The organism is Allobosea sp. LjRoot237, assembly GCF_964253285.1.
Classification (GTDB): Bacteria; Pseudomonadota; Alphaproteobacteria; order Rhizobiales; family Beijerinckiaceae; genus Allobosea.
Genome location: NZ_CAXUQP020000001.1, coordinates 2,936,696 through 2,951,140 on the forward strand (window position 1 = coordinate 2,936,696; position 14,445 = coordinate 2,951,140).

Consider the following 14,445-nt stretch of genomic DNA (forward strand, 5'->3'; position numbering starts at 1 on the left):
GCATGAAAGCGCCGCATTCGGGAAAGCTGCCCCGAGTGAGCGCGAGTCCTGCCGTGCTCGCGCCGACACCTCTACTCTCAAACCGGATCGACCAGGCCTGTCATGACTGCCTTCCTTCCTCCTCGCAGCCCCTTCCTCAGCCGCGCGGCGATCGCGGCCGACCTTGCTCGGTTCGGCCTGGCATCTGGCGATGCGGTCATGGTCCATGCCGCCGTCAGCAAGGTCGGCCACCTGCTCGACGGTCCCGACACCATCATCGCCGCGCTCTCCGATGCAGTGGGACCTGACGGCACCGTCCTCGGCTATGCCGACTGGGAAGCGCGCTACGAGGATCTGGTCGACGCAGATGGGCGCGTGCCGCCGCAATGGCGCGACCATGTTCAGCCGTTCGATCCTGAGCGCTCGCGCGCCATCCGCGACAATGGCGTGCTGCCGGAGTTCCTGCGGACAACGCCCGGTGCGCTGCGCAGCGGCAACCCCGGCGCCTCCATCGTCGCACTCGGGGCGAAGGCCGAGTGGTTCACCGCCGATCATCCGCTCGACTACGGCTATGGCGAAGGTTCGCCGCTGGCAAAGCTGGTCGAGGCAGGCGGCAAGGTGCTGATGCTCGGCGCGCCGCTCGACACGCTGACCCTGCTGCACCATGCCGAGCACCTGGCTGACATCCCCGGCAAGCGTATCAGGCGGATCGAGGTGCCGCTCGCGACGCCAGACGGCACGCAATGGCGCATGATCGAGGAGTTCGACACCGGCGACCCGATCGTCGACGGGTTGCCCGAGGATTATTTCGCGGAAATCGTGACTGAGTTCCTGGCCAGCGGCCAGGGCCGGCAAGGCTTGATCGGCGCAGCCCCGTCCGCGCTGGTCGATGCAGCGGCAATCACTGGCTTCGGCATAAGCTGGCTCAAAGCGCGGTTCAGATCACGCTCGCCTTAATTCTGAGCTTCATCGCCCAAGCTATTGGCTGAAGAGTCTTCTCCGCCTAAACGGCGCCATCACGACGACCGCCCCGATGCTCATTGGCTAGCTTGCGCAACGCCCAGAAATAGGCCGGGTAAGGCAGCAGCCGCAGCGATTTCATCAGCCAGGCGAGACGGCGGGGGAAGGTGATCTCGAAGCCGCCGCGCCCGAAGCCGTCGACGATGCGTGCGGCGGCCTCTTCGAGCGACACCATGAACGGCATCGGGAAACTGTTGCGCTGGGTCATCGCCGTGTCGACGAAGCCGGAATTGACCAGCTGCAGGTGGATGCCCTGCCGCTCGCAATCGAATCTCAGCGCCTCGCAGAGATGAATGGCGGCTGCTTTCGACGCTCCGTAGGCCGCTGCGCCCGGCAGCCCGCGATAGCCCGCCAGCGAGGCGTTGACCGCGATCTGGCCCTTGCCGCGTACCGCCATGCGCTCGGCGACAGCCGCCGCGCCGCGTACGACGCCCATCAGATTGACCGCGAATACCTGCTCGAAGGCGGCGACGTCGATCAGGCCGGGCCCGTTGCGGGGGGCGATGCCGGCATTGAGGAAGGCGAGCGCGATCGGCCCGTGCACGCTCTCGATGCCCTCGACCACCGCAGCCATCGCCATCGGATCGGCGACATCCCCGCAATGGGCGACGATCCGCCCCGGCAGCTCGTCCGCGCTCAGCGCCAGTGCTTCGAGCTTATCGAGCCGGCGCGCTGTCGCGGCGACTGTCCAGCCGCGCCGCGCCAGTTCGAGCGCCACAGCCGCGCCGATGCCCGAGCTCGCCCCGGTTACCCAGGCGACGCCGTCCTGCGGCTGCATGCGCGGCATGGTCATATCGCGAGCGGTCTCCATGCCATGGCAATCCTGCGCCGGACCCTAGTGATGCGAAGCCCGCAGCGGAAGCCCCGCCGACCGCGCTCCTGCTTCGCCCTCCACCGTCTTCCCCGGCTCGGGCTTGCCTGCGATAAGTTCAGGCGAAGAAGGAGATCGCGATGCCCACCGAATTGCTGTTCCGAGACGACGCCTATCTGGCCGAGGCTCCCGCGACCGTCGTCGCGATCAATGAGCGCGGCGGCATCGAGCTCGACAGGACCGTATTCTACGCCACCGGTGGCGGCCAGCCTGGCGATGCCGGCGTCCTCGCCCGTAGTGACGGATCCGAGATCGCCATCGGCACGGCGATCTACAATCCAGAGGACAAGAGCCGCATCCTGCATGTCCCGCTCGAAGGCCAGGCGGCGCCTGCGACCGGCGAGCCCCTGGTCGCCAGGCTCGACTGGGAGCGCCGGCTGAAGCGCATGCGCATCCACACCGCGCTGCACCTGCTCAGCGTCGTCCTGCCCTATCCCGTCACCGGCGGCGCGATCGGCGAGGGCGACGGAAGGCTCGACTTCGACATCCCCGAAGGCGGGCTCGACAAGGCGGAGCTGACCGAGAAGCTCAATGCGCTCGTGGCGAAGAACGCGGCGATCACCGAACGCTGGATCACCGACGAGGAACTCGACGCCAATCCCGGGCTGGTCAAGACGATGTCGGTCAAGCCGCCGCGCGGCTCCGGCCGGGTTCGGCTGGTCTCGATCGAGGGGATCGACCTGCAGCCCTGCGGCGGCACGCATGTGCGCAACACCTCCGAGATCGGCTCGGTTGCCGTCACCGATATCGAGAAGAAGGGCAAGCAGAACCGGCGCGTGCGCATCGCACTCGCTTGAGCGTTCCGTCATAACATCCTGAAAACAGACTCTTTCGAGGACATACGCATGGCCCGCAACGACATCTTCGTCTCCACGCAATGGCTGGCCGAGCGGCTCGATGCGCCCGATATCGTGGTCATCGACGGCTCCTATTACCTGCCGGCACAGAAGCGCGATGCGGCGGCCGAATATGCCCAGCAGCGCATCCCGGGCGCAGTGCGTTTCGACATCGACGCGGTCAAGGACAAGAGCTCGGACCTGCCGCATATGCTGCCGCGGCCGGATGCCTTCGCGGCGGCTGTCGGCGCCATGGGCATCGGCGACGGCATGCGCATCGTCGTCTATGACGGGCTCGGCCTGTTCTCGGCGCCGCGGGTGCGCTGGACCTTCCAGACCTTCGGCGCCAAGGACGTGGTGATCCTCGAAGGCGGCATGCCGCAATGGCTAGCGGAAGGCCGGCCGGTCGAGGACGGCGCACCACGACCACGCGCGCCGCGTAGCTTCACCGCCAGGCTCGACCATTCCGCGGTCGCCGACATCAATGACGTGGCGCGTGCGCTGGAGAGCGGCGCGATCCAGGTAGTCGACGCCCGCCCCGCAGATCGTTTCCGCGGCGAGGCGCCCGAACCGCGCCCCGGACTGCGCTCCGGCCACATGCCGGGCTCGCTCAGCCTGCCCTCCTCGGCGCTGGTGGCCGATGGTACGCTCAGGGAGCCGGAGGCACTCGCCGCGGCATTCCGCGAGGCCGGTGTCGACATCGACAAGCCGCTGCTGACGAGCTGCGGCTCGGGCGTCTCGGCGGTGATCCTGTCGACGGCGCTGGAGTTGCTCGGCAAGCCGGCGCGTTCCGTCTATGACGGTTCCTGGGCCGAGTGGGGCGCAAGCGAGCGCCCGGTCGCGACGGGGCCGGCGAAGGGCTGAGCCTTCAAAACACCGACCAGCCGGTGCGCTCGACCAGGCGTTCGAGCGCCATTGCGCCGACATGCGAGGTGCCGGCGGCGTTGAGTCCGGGCGACCAGACCGCGATCGCCGCCTGCTTCGGCACGATGGCGAGGATGCCGCCGCCGACGCCGCTCTTGCCGGGCAACCCTACCTTGAAGGCGAATTCGCCCGAGGCATCGTAATGGCCGCAGGTCATCATCAGCGCCTTGACGCGGCGCGCCCGCGCCGGACGGCAGACCACAGCGCCAGTCAACGGATCGACGCCATCGCCGGCGAGGAACAGGCCGGCGCGGGCGAGCTGGGCGCAGGTCAGCTTGAGCGCGCATTGATGGAAGTAGACATCGAGCACCTCGGCGACCGGGTTCTTCAGATTGCCGAAGGCCCGGATGAAATTGGCGAGGCTGGCATTGCGAAAGCCGGTCTGCGCCTCCGAGCCCGCCACCTCCTCGTCGATCGAGACCGAGGGATCGCCCGAACGCTCGCGCAGGAAGGCGAGGATCTCTGCCGCAGTCTTTTTCGGCGTCCGGCCAGTCAGCAGCGAGTCGGTGACGACAAGCGCTCCGGCATTGATGAACGGGTTGCGCGGCACGCCGCGCTCCTGCTCGAGCTGGACGATCGAATTGAACGGCGAGCCGGATGGCTCGCGCCCGACGCGCTGCCAGAGTCGCGCGCCGGCCCGCTCCAGCGCCAGCGTCAGCGTGAAAACCTTGGAAATGCTCTGGATCGAGAACGGAACGCCGGCGTCACCGGCTTCGGCCCGCTCCCCGGTGCAGGTAACGATGGCGAGGCCGAAATGGCGCGGATCGACCCGCGACAGCGCCGGGATGTAATCCGCCACCTTGCCGCCGCCGATATGCTCGGCAATGTCGGCGTGAACGGCCGCGACGATGTCCGACAGGTTGCGCATACTCGAACTCCGCCATGTCCCGTCGCCCAACGCCGGGAGCTTCGCACCCGGTCTGCCTCGCAGCAATCGCTCCGGTCGCAACTTGGCAAAGATCGCGCTCCTGCGCATGCTGCGCCCGTGCTGGGAGCCGCCCATGACCTATTGCCTCGGGATCCTGCTGCCTTCGGGCCTGATCCTCGCCTCCGATTCGCGTTCCAGCGCCGGCGTCGACCAGATTGCCGTGGTGAAGAAGCTCGCTTTGTTCGAGGTCCCGAACGAGCGGGTGATCGCGATCCTCTCGGCCGGGAATCTGGCGACGACGCAGGCCGTGATCACGATGATCCGGCAGTACACCAAGCATAAGCAGGATCTCTCGACCGGAGCGGAGAACCGCGACATCCTGGCGGCGCGCACCATGTTCGACGTGGCGCAGATCGTCGGCGGCGTGCTGCGCGAGGTGCTGCGCGCCAACCGCGCCTTCGTCGAACCCTATGGCGACCCGAACGGCTCCTTCCTGGTCGCCGGCCAGATCGCCGGCGAACCGCATCGCCTGTTCCAGGTCTATTCGGCCGGGAATTTCGTCGAAGCCTCGGGGCGCACCCAGTTTCTCCAGCTCGGCGAGACCAAATACGGCAAGCCGATCCTCGACCGGGCCCTGCAGGAGGCGAGCGGCCTCGATGAGGCGGCCAAGCTCGCTTTGCTCTCCTTCGATGCCACGGTCCGCTCGAACCTCTCGGTCGCTCCGCCGATCGATCTTTTGCGCTACGAGGCCGACAGCTTCTCGACCCGGCACCTCGCCAAATACGACAGCCACCATCCCTATTGGGCCGACATGCGCCAGCGCTACAGCGACGGGCTGACGGCGCTGGTCGCGAGCCTGCCCGCGCCGGACTTCCCAGCCTGACTACTGCAGCAGCGCGACCATCGCGGCATAGCCGCGGCGGCTGGCGTGCTGGAGCGGCGTGACACCGTCGCGGTCGGCGAGATCGCGCCTAGCGCCCGCCGTGACCAACGCCCTTACGGTCTCGACATGGCGCGGCCCGCCATCGCCGAGGATCACCGCCTCGATCAGCGCGGTCCAGCCGAGATTGTTGACATGGTCGAGCGGCGCACCAGCGGCGATCAGCTCGCGGACCACGCCGTCATGGCCGAGATGGGCAGCCGCAATCAGCGCCGTACCGCGATAGGGGCTGGTGATGGCGCGCGGGTCGCCGCCGATGGCGAGCGCAGCGCGCATGGTCTCCAGATCGTCGGCGACGGCTGCGATAGTGATCGCGTCGTAGAATTGGGCATCGAGCGCGCGCGTGTCAGCTCCGGCTTTGGCGAGTTCGCGCATCACCTCGCGCTGACGGGCATGGGTTGCGACATGCAAGGCGGTGCGGCCCTGGCCATCCCGAACTTCAAGTCCGTTGCCGGTAACGGCCGCTTGTCGGAGGGCAGACAGATCACCGCGATAGGCGGCAAGATGCAGCGCGTCATAGGCTGCGATCTCGGCCGGCGACGGTGGAATCTGGGCTCTCGCGGCCCCGCCGAAGCCGAAGGCAGCGACGATGAGCAGGCTCCGAAACCCGTTTCGGCAAACGTTAGCCCCGCGTCGTTTCGCCTCACGCATTCGCTTTCATCCGCCATTTCAGCGCAATAGGCGCGAAAAAACGCAACTTGCTCAAAATAGGGTCAGCTTTGCTGTCCCTTCCCTCTTGCAGCCCGCTCCGTGCCGCCCTATCTCCTGTGCACCGCAGCAGCGATGTTGCGGCGCCCTCCTTGGGCGTTTCCTCCCTAGACTTGGGCCTGCGCTTCGGCGTGGGCCTTTTTCTTTGCGGCGAAAGCTACGCAGCCGGCATCGGCCGCGCAACCAGGCGCACGGCGCTCAATCGATCGCGATCATCACATCGGAGGCCTTCACAACGGCATAGGCCTTGTGCCCGACTGCGAGCTTGAGCTCGTCGACTGCGGCATTGGTGATCGCCGAGGTGACGATGGTGCCGCCGACATCGAGCTTCACATGCGCCGTGGTCGCGCCCTTGACGATCTCGGTGATGGTGCCCTTGAGCTGGTTGCGGGCGGAAATCTTCATGCTGGTCTCCTCGATCTGACAAGCTTGCGAGCCGGCTCCTGCCGGACTCGACCTTTGGTCGCTCGTCGTTATATTCGGCCGCACATAGCGATCGCAACCGCAGCGAGGACCGCCCTATGCCATCGAACCGGCGCCACGTGGGCTTGAGCTTGTTAGGTTTCGCCGCCGCGCTGCTGATCGGCGTTGCCTCCTTCACCGGCCCGGCCCTCGCCCAGAGCAAGGAACTGGTGATCTTCGCCGCCGCGAGCCTGAAGAACGCGCTCGACGAGGCAGCGGCCAACTGGGTCAAGGAAAGCGGCAAGCCGACGCCGAAGATCTCCTACGCCGCCAGCAACGCACTGGCGAAGCAGCTCGAACAGGGCGCCCCGGCCGACCTCTTCCTCTCGGCCGATCTCGACTGGATGGACTACGCCCAGCAGAAGAACCTGATCATCAAGGAGAGCCGCGTCAGCCTGCTCGCCAACCGGATCGCGCTGATCGCGCCCGCCGATGCCACGACCACGGCGACGCTGGCGCCGGGTGTCGATCTCTCCACTGCGCTCGGCTCGAGCCGGCTCGCCATGGGCAATGTCGATTCGGTGCCGGCCGGCAAATACGGCAAGGCGGCGCTGGAGAAGCTCGGCGGCTGGGACAAGGTCAAGGACAAGATCGCGCAGAGCGACAATGTCCGCGCCGCGCTGCTCTTGGTCTCGCGCGGCGAGGCGCCGCTCGGCATCGTCTATACCACCGACGCCGCCGCCGATCCGAAAGTCAAGGTGATCGCAACCTTCCCCGAGGACACCCACCCGCCGATCGTCTACCCGGTCGCCATCACCAGGGATTCGGCCAATCCCGACGCGCAGGGCTTCCTTTCCTATCTGCGCGGCAACGGCGCCAAGGCTAGCTTCGAGAAGCAGGGCTTCACGGTCCTGAACAAGCCCGCCACCTCCTCGTAAGACATTGCTCGTAAGGGATTGCTCGTGAGCGACTGGCTGACGCCGGAGGAATGGACGGCGGTCCGCCTCAGCCTGATCGTGGCGACCACTGCGATGCTGGCGAGCCTGCCTCTGGGGCTCGCCGTCGCCTGGCTGCTGGCGCGCGGGCGCTTCTGGGGCAAGACGCTGCTCGACGCGGTCATCCATCTGCCGCTGATCCTGCCGCCTGTCGTCACCGGCTATCTCCTGCTGATCGGCTTTGGCCGGCGCGGGCCGATCGGCCAGTTCCTCTATGACTGGTTCGGCATCGTGCTGTCGTTCCGCTGGACGGGCGCGGCGCTAGCCTGCGCCGTGATGGGCTTTCCGCTGATGGTCCGGGCGATCCGGCTCTCGATCGAGGCGATCGACCGCAAGCTCGAGGATGCGGCGGGCACGCTCGGCGCCGGCCCATTCTGGGTCTTCCTGACGGTGACGCTGCCGCTCGCTCTGCCCGGGATCCTCGCCGGCATGATCCTGTGCTTCGCCAAGGCGATGGGCGAGTTCGGTGCGACCATCACCTTCGTCTCCAACATCCCCGGCGAGACGCAGACCCTGCCTTCGGCGATCTACACCTTCACCCAGGTGCCGAACGGCGATGCCGGCGCAATGCGGCTGACCCTGATCTCGATCGCGATCTCGGTCGCCGCGCTGTTCGCTTCGGAGTTTCTGGCGCGGCTGGTCGGCCGGCGGATCGCCGTCGAATGAGTGTTGTCATCGAGGTTTCCGTTTCGCATCGGTTCGGCGCCTTCGCGCTCGATGCCGCCTTCGCCTCGGACGGGCGCCTGACGGCGCTGTTCGGCCGCTCCGGCTCGGGCAAGACCTCGCTCGTCAACGTGATCTCGGGCCTGATCCGACCGCAAGCCGGCCGCGTCGTCATCGATGGGCGGGTGATGGTCGGCAGCGCCGCCGGCATCTTCGTGCCGAAGCACCAACGCCGCATCGGCTATGTCTTCCAGGAGGCGCGGCTCTTCCCGCATCTCTCGGTGCGCCAGAACCTGCTCTATGGCCGCTGGTTCGCGCCGAAGGCGGAGGATGGCGGCAGCAAGCTCGACGACGTAGTCGACCTGCTCGGCATCGGCCACCTGCTGCAGCGACAGCCGGGCGCGCTCTCCGGCGGCGAAAAGCAGCGCATTGCGATCGGCCGCGCCTTGCTGGCCAAGCCGCGCCTCCTGCTGATGGACGAACCGCTCGCCTCGCTGGACGAGGAGCGCAAGGCCGAGATCTTGCCCTACATCGAGCGCCTGCGCGACGGCTTCGGCATCCCGATCGTCTATGTCTCGCACTCGATCGCCGAAGTGGCGCGGCTCGCCACCCATCTCGTCATCCTCGACCAGGGCAAGGTGACGCTGAGCGGGCCGACCGCCGAATTGATGTCCCGCCCCGACCTGCCGATCCTCTCCGCCGCTCCGGAAGCCGGCGCGATCCTCGAAGCCCGTGTCCTGCGGCATGAGCCCGAACACGGCCTGACGATCCTGGAGACGCAAGTCGGGCTGCTGCAGATCAGTAGGCGCAAGGTTCCGGAAGGGACGGCGCTGCGCGTGCGCATCCTCGCCAGCGACGTGATGCTCAGCCTCAAGCCGCTCGACGGGATCAGCGCCCTCAACGTCCTGCCCGGAACGGTCGCGGCAATCGGCGCGCGGCACGGCGACGGCGCAGCACTGGAAGTGAAGCTCGACTGCAACGGCGCCGGCCTGCTCGCGCGCCTGACTGCGAAATCGGCCGAGCAGTTGGGGCTCGCTCCCGGCAGCCCGGTCTATGCCGTAATCAAAAGCGTCTCGATCGATACGCCGTGAGCGCTCAGGCCTTCTGGCCGGGCTCGCGCATTGGAGCCTTCGGCGAGACCGCCGCGCGCAGCGCTGCGATCTCGGTCGCCCCCGCTTCCAGCGTCTTCGCCTCGATGGCGCGATAATTCGCGACGATCTCACGGCCGAGCGGCGTCAGATGCGCGCCGCCGCCCTTGGCGCCGCCGGGCTGCGCCTCGACCAACGGCGAGCGGAAGATCCGGTTGAGATCGTCGACCAGCAGCCAGGCGCGGCGATAGGACATCTTCATCGACCGGCCGGCGGCGGAGATCGAGCCGGTCTCGCCGATCGCCTCCAGCAATTGCACCTTGCCGGGGCCGAGGCGTCCGCCCGGCGTGAAGTCGAGCCGGAAGCTGAAGCGCGTCGCCGGCAAGGGCTGATCAGCCTTCGACAATGCCCAGCCCTCCGCGGCCGCGCGCGCTCAATAGAGCCGCGTGCGGTAGCCCTCTTCCATATTGGCGTCGGCTTCCGCAGCATCGATCGCCTTGGTCTGCTCGGCGACGATACGCCCCAGCGTCGGGAAGCTGCCGCGCTCGACCTGCGATTCCTGCGCCCAGAGCTTCGAACGGATCAGTGCCTTGCCACAATGGAAATAGGCTTCGTCGACCTCGACGATCAGGCCGAGCTTCGGCGCCTTCTCCTGCATGGCCAAAGGCTCCAGCAGCGCGGCGTCGGTGGTCATCCGGGCCCGGCCGTTGACGCGCAGGGTCTCGGTAATCCCCGGCACGAAGAAGACCAGGCCGACGCCGGGCGCGCTCAGCACGTTGCCGTAGGAATCGACCCGATTATTGCCACGCCGATCCGGGATCAGCAGCGTCCGGTCGTCGAGCACCTGGACAAAGCCAGGCCCGTCGCCGCGCGGGCTCGCATCCGCCCTGCCCTCATCATCGGCGCTGGCGAGCACGAGGAAGGGCGAGAGCGCGATGAAGTCGCGGCAGAACTGGTCGAGCCGGTCGAGTACCTTCTTCTCGGCGAGCGGATGCACCTCGCCGACGATCGAGCGCAGTTGCGTAGCGTCATCGACAGTCTTGCTCAGCTTCTCGCTGATCGCACTCATCTCATCTCTCCGAAGGCATGCCGCCCAGCCGGCGAAGGAGGCATAACACGGCTTCGGAGTCGGTCGAAGCCACGTAGGGAGGTCATGTGATGCGCCGGACGCTGTCGGCGATCTCCTGCGGCTCGAACAGGCGCTTCCAGTCGGGCCGGAGGATCGTCTCCTTACCGAAGACGATCGCCTTGTTGCAGGCGTCGGAGAACACGCCCTGGACTTCGCCGAAGGTCACCGCCGCCAGGATGTTCATGTGGCCGAGCAGGAAGTCGCGCGCCGCCTCACGTGGCACCCCGCGCGCGATCGCCTCCTCCATCGCCTCGCGCATCGCGTCGAGCAATGTGGCGCAGACGGTTTCCGACAGGCCGGGCTCGAGAATCGCCATCTGCTCGACGGTGACGCGATGCGAGCGCATCACCGGCGCCCAGATCGCCCGCGCCACCTCCTCGCCGAGCGCATAATGCTCCTCCGGCCCCTGCATCAGCGCGTTGACGATGTGCTGCCTGGCGGCGATGCCGCCGAAATGATCAGCGCGCGCATCGGGGTCGGTCTCGTCGTTGAAGATCGGCGGATGGCAGGGATGGGTGACGAAATAGGTGATGTCGGCACGCCCCGGCAGATGGCCGGCATAGGGTGCCGCGGCGTCGAGGATGACGACAATCGTCCCGGCGGCCAGCTTCGGTACGAGGCCCGCTGCTACCGTGCCGACGGCGGTGTCCGGCACTGCGAGGATCACGACCTCGGCGCCTGCGATCGCGACATCCGATTCGAAGCAGGCCGCACCGAAGGCCTCGCGGATGCGGTCCTGGCCGGCCGGACTGATCTCGACATGGCGGGTCTCGAAGCGCGAGCGAGCGAGGTTGCGGCCGAGCCGCATGCCCATCTTCCCACCGGCACCGAACAGTGCGACCACCGTCATCGTCTTCCTCCTGCGTCCGCGCGTCCGTTGCCGACGCTGTCCGACAAGCTCGCAGGGCTTTCCGGCAAGCGCAACGCCCAGCATCCTGCTCCTTGCGTTCGCCCGCCCTCCCGCTGACGCATGGCCTACCCGCCGATCTTGCATGCAAGATGGTGCGAAGATTGACGCCCCGAGACGATGACGGGATAGTCGGCGCCCCTGTCACCCTTCCGGATCATCATGCCTCGCCCGACGCCGTCCACCGCCCTCGAACGCTTGCGCGTGCTCGATCTGACGCGCGTGCGCGCCGGGCCGACCTGCGCCCGCATCTTCGCCGATTTCGGCGCCGACGTGATCAAGGTCGAGAGCCCGCCTGGTGTCGATCCGAACGAGAACATGAGCGGGCCGCGGCATGGCTACGACATGCAGAACCTGCACCGGAACAAGCGCTCGCTGACGCTCAACCTGAAGAAGGAGCCGGCCAAGGCGATCCTGCGCAGGCTGATCGCCGATGCCGACCTTTTGGTCGAGAACTTCCGGCCCGATGTGAAGGAGCGGCTCGGCCTCGATTTCGAGACGCTGCACGCGCTCAATCCGCGCTTGATCCTGGTCTCGATCTCGGGCTTCGGCCAGAGCGGGCCCTATCGCCTGCGCGCCGGCTTCGACCAGATCGCCCAGGGCATGGGCGGGATGATGTCGGTTACCGGCCTGCCCGGCCAGGGCCCGGTACGCGCCGGCATCGCCGTCGCCGATTCCGCCGCCGGGCTCTATGGCGCGATCGGCGCGCTGGTGGCGCTGCAGGAACGCGTCGTCTCGGGCAAGGGGCAATGGGTGCAGACCTCGCTGCTCGAAGCCCAGATCGGCATGATGGACTTCCAGGTCGCGCGCTATCTGGTCGAGGGCAAGGTGCCGCCGCAGGCCGGCAACGACCACCCCTATGCGACACCGATGGGCGTCTATGCGACGCGCGACGGCCATATCAATCTCGGCGTCGGCGCCGAGGGGCATTGGCGTTCCTTCTGCGGCGCGCTCGGCCGGCCCGAACTCGCGAGCGATCCGCGCTATGACAACATGGAGAAGCGCTACGCGGCGCGCCCGGAGCTGCGCATCCTGCTCGAGGAGATCATGACCACGCAGGACAGCGCCTACTGGCTCGACGCCTGCGAGAAGGCCTCGGTTCCGGCCGGGCCGATCTACGCGGTCGACGCCGTCTTCGACGATCCGCAGGTCCAGCATCTCGGCATTGCCCAATCGATCCAGCATCCCAAGCTCGGCGACATCCGCGTCGTCGGCGAGCCGGTCAGCCTGTCGCGCACGCCGGCCAGCATCGCGACGCCGACGCCGGATGCCGGCGACCACAATCACGAAATCCTCGCCGAGCTCGGTTTCGATGAGGCGGCCATTGCCGATCTCAAGGCCGAAGGCGCGATCTGAAAGGTATTTGGATGACCGACGAGATCCTCTACGACGTCGCCGACGGGGTCGGCACCGTCACGCTCAACCGGCCGCAGGCACGCAACGCGCTGACCTTCGCCATGTATGAGGGACTGGCCGAGATCCTCGGCAATCCCAAGAAGCATGGCGGGCCAAAAGTGTTCGTCGTGACAGGCGCTGGCGAAAAAGCCTTCGCCGCCGGCACGGACATTTCCCAGTTCCGCGAGTTCAAGACGGCGGAAGACGCCCTCGCCTACGAGAACCGGATCGAGCGGGTGATCACGTCGATCGAGAGCTGCCCGGTGCCGACCATTGCGGCGATCGCCGGCGCGGTCACTGGCGGTGGCGCGGCGATCGCCTGCGCCTGCGATCTCCGGATCGCGACGCAATCGGCCCGCTTCGGCTTCCCGGTCGCACGCACGCTCGGCAACTGCCTGTCGATGGCGAACTATGCGCGGCTCGCCAGCCTGCTCGGGCCAGCCCGTGTCAAGGACATCATCTTCACCGCCCGGCTGGTCGAGGCTGAGGAAGGCTATCGCGTCGGCCTCTACAACGAGCTCGTCGCCGATCACGCCGCGCTGATGGCGCGGGTGAAGGAGCTTGCCGAGACGATCCGCGGCCATGCGCCGCTGACGATGCGGGCGACCAAGGAGGCGCTGCGCCGGCTGACCCAGGCAGCGAGCGCCGATATCGACGGCGATGACCTCGTCACCCTCTGCTACACCAGCGCCGATTTCCGCGAGGGCATGGAAGCCTTCCTCGGCAAGCGCACGCCGAACTGGCAGGGCAAATGAGCCAGACCATCGGCTTCATCGGCCTCGGGCTGATGGGCGCTGGCTTCTGCAAGCGCCTGATCGCGACGGGCCGAAAGATCGTCGGCTATGATCTCGACGCGGCCCGGCGGGCGGAGGCGGAGGCGCTCGGCGTCACCCTCGCCGCCTCCCCGGCCGAAGTCGCCGAGCGCGCCAACCCCGTCTGCATCGCAGTGACCACCAGCAAGGCGGTGCAGGCGGTGATCAGCGGCGAAGGCGGCATCCTCTCGGCCAAGCCCGCTCCTGGCGCGCTGGTCATCGATTTCTCGACCACCGAGATCGGCGTGACCAAGGCAATTGCGGCGGCGCTGGCGGAACAGGGCATCGGCTTCATCGACGCTCCCGTCTCGGGCGGTCCGCCGGCGGCGGAAGCAGGCAAGCTTGCGATCATGGCTGGCGGCACGCCGGAGGCGATCGAGGCGGTGCGGCCGCTAGTCGAGAGCCTCGGCCTCTTCACCCATATGGGCGCGGCCGGCGCCGGCCAGGCGACCAAGCTGGTCAACCAGGCGCTGTGCCTGACCAACTATGTCGTGGTGGCGGAATCGCTGCGGCTGGCCGAGGCCTATGGCGTCGATGCCGGCAAGATTCCGGCGGCGCTGGCGCCCGGCCTCGGCAATTCGGCGGTGCTGCAGGCGATGATGCCGCGCATGGTCGCCCGCGACTTCGCGCCCAAGGGCTACGCAAGGCAGGTTCTGAAGGACCTCGAAATGCTGATGGAGGCCGGGCGCGAGCAGCATCTTGCCATGCCGATGGTGGCGCAGGCGACGACGCTCTACCGGATTCTCGTCGCGCAGGGCCATAGCGAACTCGACGCGATCGCGGTGCTGAAGGTGCTGCCGGAGGTCGAGCAGGCGCACTGAGGATCGGCAGTCTCAGTTTTAGCTGAAGCGATTGGGATACTCGCGGAGAACCCCTCTCCCGGATGGGAGAGGGGCAGGGGTGAGGGA

The 14,445-nt window shown here is 67.4% G+C and carries 17 protein-coding genes; 10 read left to right on the plus strand and 7 right to left on the minus strand.

Going from position 1 to position 14,445, the window contains the following annotated elements; translation table 11 throughout:
- The first annotated feature begins 102 nt into the window (after positions 1–102).
- Positions 103–936 carry an aminoglycoside 3-N-acetyltransferase gene (gene aac(3) / locus ACSQ24_RS14195; RefSeq protein WP_436095296.1) on the plus strand — a complete coding sequence of 278 codons (834 nt, stop codon included), beginning with the start codon at positions 103–105 and terminating at the stop codon, positions 934–936.
- A 46-nt stretch (positions 937–982) separates the two neighbouring features.
- Here the strand turns inward: aac(3) and ACSQ24_RS14200 are convergent, their stop codons facing one another.
- Positions 983–1,810 carry an SDR family NAD(P)-dependent oxidoreductase gene (locus tag ACSQ24_RS14200; RefSeq protein WP_436095297.1) on the minus strand — a complete coding sequence of 276 codons (828 nt, stop codon included), beginning with the start codon at positions 1,808–1,810 and terminating at the stop codon, positions 983–985.
- A 140-nt stretch (positions 1,811–1,950) separates the two neighbouring features.
- Here ACSQ24_RS14200 and ACSQ24_RS14205 point away from each other — a divergent pair, with 140 nt between their 5' ends.
- Positions 1,951–2,667: an alanyl-tRNA editing protein gene (locus ACSQ24_RS14205; RefSeq protein WP_436095298.1), complete on the plus strand. Its 717-nt coding sequence runs from the start codon at positions 1,951–1,953 to the stop codon at positions 2,665–2,667.
- Between the two features lie 48 nt (positions 2,668–2,715).
- Complete coding sequence (gene sseA, locus ACSQ24_RS14210) at positions 2,716–3,570, plus strand: 3-mercaptopyruvate sulfurtransferase (protein WP_436095299.1); 855 nt, start codon at positions 2,716–2,718, stop codon at positions 3,568–3,570.
- Between the two features lie 4 nt (positions 3,571–3,574).
- On the opposite strand, the gene ACSQ24_RS14215 is transcribed toward sseA, so the two are convergent.
- Positions 3,575–4,498, minus strand: a complete 924-nt coding sequence (locus tag ACSQ24_RS14215) for a glutaminase (RefSeq protein ID WP_436095300.1) — start codon at positions 4,496–4,498, stop codon at positions 3,575–3,577.
- Positions 4,499–4,631: 133 nt separating this feature from the next.
- On the opposite strand from ACSQ24_RS14215, the gene ACSQ24_RS14220 reads away from it, so the two are divergent.
- Positions 4,632–5,381 (plus strand): peptidase, encoded by a 750-nt coding sequence (locus ACSQ24_RS14220; RefSeq protein WP_436095301.1) that lies wholly within the window; start codon positions 4,632–4,634, stop codon positions 5,379–5,381.
- Here ACSQ24_RS14220 and ACSQ24_RS14225 read toward each other — a convergent pair whose 3' ends face one another.
- Both ACSQ24_RS14225 and ACSQ24_RS14230 read right to left on the minus strand, forming a co-directional pair.
- A complete protein-coding gene (locus tag ACSQ24_RS14225) occupies positions 5,382–6,089 on the minus strand; it encodes an ankyrin repeat domain-containing protein (protein ID WP_436095302.1) in 708 nt (235 codons plus the stop codon).
- A 255-nt stretch (positions 6,090–6,344) separates the two neighbouring features.
- A complete protein-coding gene (locus ACSQ24_RS14230) occupies positions 6,345–6,551 on the minus strand; it encodes a TOBE domain-containing protein (RefSeq protein ID WP_436095303.1) in 207 nt (68 codons plus the stop codon).
- 116 nt (positions 6,552–6,667) lie between these two features.
- Here ACSQ24_RS14230 and modA point away from each other — a divergent pair, with 116 nt between their 5' ends.
- From modA to modC, 3 genes are read left to right on the plus strand one after another with little or no spacing between them, the layout of a single operon-like run.
- On the plus strand, positions 6,668–7,486 hold the full coding sequence (gene modA / locus ACSQ24_RS14235) for a molybdate ABC transporter substrate-binding protein (protein ID WP_436095304.1): 819 nt from the start codon (positions 6,668–6,670) through the stop codon (positions 7,484–7,486).
- A 24-nt stretch (positions 7,487–7,510) separates the two neighbouring features.
- Positions 7,511–8,209 carry a molybdate ABC transporter permease subunit gene (modB, locus tag ACSQ24_RS14240; protein WP_436095305.1) on the plus strand — a complete coding sequence of 233 codons (699 nt, stop codon included), beginning with the start codon at positions 7,511–7,513 and terminating at the stop codon, positions 8,207–8,209.
- Positions 8,206–9,297: a molybdenum ABC transporter ATP-binding protein gene (modC, locus tag ACSQ24_RS14245; RefSeq protein ID WP_436095306.1), complete on the plus strand. Its 1,092-nt coding sequence runs from the start codon at positions 8,206–8,208 to the stop codon at positions 9,295–9,297. The genes modB and modC overlap by 4 nt, the downstream gene beginning before the upstream one ends.
- A gap of 4 nt (positions 9,298–9,301) precedes the next feature.
- Here the strand turns inward: modC and ACSQ24_RS14250 are convergent, their stop codons facing one another.
- The 3 genes from ACSQ24_RS14250 to ACSQ24_RS14260 form a co-directional block, all read right to left on the minus strand.
- Positions 9,302–9,700: a winged helix-turn-helix domain-containing protein gene (locus ACSQ24_RS14250; RefSeq protein ID WP_436095307.1), complete on the minus strand. Its 399-nt coding sequence runs from the start codon at positions 9,698–9,700 to the stop codon at positions 9,302–9,304.
- A 27-nt stretch (positions 9,701–9,727) separates the two neighbouring features.
- Positions 9,728–10,363, minus strand: coding sequence for a pyridoxamine 5'-phosphate oxidase family protein (locus ACSQ24_RS14255; protein WP_436095308.1), 636 nt, complete (start codon positions 10,361–10,363; stop codon positions 9,728–9,730).
- Between the two features lie 82 nt (positions 10,364–10,445).
- On the minus strand, positions 10,446–11,273 hold the full coding sequence (locus ACSQ24_RS14260; protein ID WP_436095309.1) for a phosphogluconate dehydrogenase C-terminal domain-containing protein: 828 nt from the start codon (positions 11,271–11,273) through the stop codon (positions 10,446–10,448).
- 219 nt (positions 11,274–11,492) lie between these two features.
- Here ACSQ24_RS14260 and ACSQ24_RS14265 point away from each other — a divergent pair, with 219 nt between their 5' ends.
- The 3 genes from ACSQ24_RS14265 to ACSQ24_RS14275 are packed head-to-tail and all read left to right on the plus strand — an operon-like array spanning position 11,493 to position 14,358.
- Positions 11,493–12,686, plus strand: a complete 1,194-nt coding sequence (locus ACSQ24_RS14265; protein ID WP_436095310.1) for a CaiB/BaiF CoA transferase family protein — start codon at positions 11,493–11,495, stop codon at positions 12,684–12,686.
- An 11-nt stretch (positions 12,687–12,697) separates the two neighbouring features.
- Entirely contained in the window at positions 12,698–13,480 is a 783-nt protein-coding gene (locus ACSQ24_RS14270) for an enoyl-CoA hydratase/isomerase family protein (RefSeq protein ID WP_436095311.1), read from the plus strand.
- Positions 13,477–14,358, plus strand: a complete 882-nt coding sequence (locus tag ACSQ24_RS14275; RefSeq protein ID WP_436095312.1) for an NAD(P)-dependent oxidoreductase — start codon at positions 13,477–13,479, stop codon at positions 14,356–14,358. The genes ACSQ24_RS14270 and ACSQ24_RS14275 overlap by 4 nt, the downstream gene beginning before the upstream one ends.
- Positions 14,359–14,445: the final 87 nt, after the last annotated feature.

Bases quoted from the DNA above. Each gene is read 5' to 3' on its own strand.
- ACSQ24_RS14200 (WP_436095297.1), bottom strand. From the start codon at position 1,810: ATGGAGACCGCTCGCGATATGACCATGCCGCGCATGCAGCCGCAGGAC.
- ACSQ24_RS14205 (WP_436095298.1), top strand. From the start codon at position 1,951: ATGCCCACCGAATTGCTGTTCCGAGACGACGCCTATCTGGCCGAGGCT.
- sseA (WP_436095299.1), top strand. From the start codon at position 2,716: ATGGCCCGCAACGACATCTTCGTCTCCACGCAATGGCTGGCCGAGCGG.
- ACSQ24_RS14215 (WP_436095300.1), bottom strand. From the start codon at position 4,498: ATGCGCAACCTGTCGGACATCGTCGCGGCCGTTCACGCCGACATTGCC.
- ACSQ24_RS14220 (WP_436095301.1), top strand. From the start codon at position 4,632: ATGACCTATTGCCTCGGGATCCTGCTGCCTTCGGGCCTGATCCTCGCC.
- ACSQ24_RS14225 (WP_436095302.1), bottom strand. From the start codon at position 6,089: ATGCGTGAGGCGAAACGACGCGGGGCTAACGTTTGCCGAAACGGGTTT.
- ACSQ24_RS14230 (WP_436095303.1), bottom strand. From the start codon at position 6,551: ATGAAGATTTCCGCCCGCAACCAGCTCAAGGGCACCATCACCGAGATC.
- modA (WP_436095304.1), top strand. From the start codon at position 6,668: ATGCCATCGAACCGGCGCCACGTGGGCTTGAGCTTGTTAGGTTTCGCC.
- modC (WP_436095306.1), top strand. From the start codon at position 8,206: ATGAGTGTTGTCATCGAGGTTTCCGTTTCGCATCGGTTCGGCGCCTTC.
- ACSQ24_RS14255 (WP_436095308.1), bottom strand. From the start codon at position 10,363: ATGAGTGCGATCAGCGAGAAGCTGAGCAAGACTGTCGATGACGCTACG.
- ACSQ24_RS14260 (WP_436095309.1), bottom strand. From the start codon at position 11,273: ATGACGGTGGTCGCACTGTTCGGTGCCGGTGGGAAGATGGGCATGCGG.
- ACSQ24_RS14265 (WP_436095310.1), top strand. From the start codon at position 11,493: ATGCCTCGCCCGACGCCGTCCACCGCCCTCGAACGCTTGCGCGTGCTC.
- ACSQ24_RS14270 (WP_436095311.1), top strand. From the start codon at position 12,698: ATGACCGACGAGATCCTCTACGACGTCGCCGACGGGGTCGGCACCGTC.
- ACSQ24_RS14275 (WP_436095312.1), top strand. From the start codon at position 13,477: ATGAGCCAGACCATCGGCTTCATCGGCCTCGGGCTGATGGGCGCTGGC.